Genomic DNA, 626 nt, shown 5'->3' with positions numbered 1-626 from the left:
ATCGCTTTCCACTTGCGCGCCGGGGATGTGGCAGTCAAACAGGCCGCGCGCTCGCAGACGCCCGGCTTTATCGTCACACCAATGGGCGACACCGAAGAGGAGCATCTGTTCATCAGTGGTGCAACATTTGGAGTTGTGCGCCGCATACTAAGGAAAACATCATGAACAAACACTGGCAGACATTGGCTGAACGCAGCGAGGGATTGGCCACCAATGAGGAAATCGAAGCGGCCCTGTACCGCTTAGTGACCGAACAGGTGCTCTATTACAGTGACCGCAAAAGCAAGCGCGACTACCAGATTATCGCCGGTTTTGAGCGCGACCTGAAAGGGGCGTTGTCCGCGCTAGGTATGGATTTGCACGTCGAGCGGGCCTTGCGCTATGCCTGCGCCTTGCCTCGCTACGCCAAGCCCGGCTCCATCCATACGGGACAAACCATCTTTGCGCTGCTGCTGCGCCAGATTTACGATGAGGCGATGCGCCAAGGCAAAGATATCAGCGAGTCCGGCGAGGTGGTCTGCGATCTCGTAGAGCTAGAAGAAAAATACCGTCTACTCACTACGCGGGCATTCCCATCGTCGAAAAGCGAATTGCGCGAGATGCTGCGCGCAGCTAAGCGCTGGGGC

The 626-nt window shown here is 57.2% G+C and carries 1 protein-coding gene; it reads left to right on the top strand.

The window, feature by feature from the left end; translation table 11 throughout:
- Window positions 1-161 precede the first annotated feature (161 nt).
- The coding region (locus AC0V2Y_RS28915; protein ID WP_475418491.1) for a DUF4194 domain-containing protein at window positions 162-626 on the top strand (465 nt) is incomplete at its 3' end.

This window comes from Janthinobacterium sp. BHSEK, from assembly GCF_056174685.1.
Note: the sequence above shows the minus strand (reverse complement) of the source record. Positions and strands in the feature narration are given on the sequence as shown.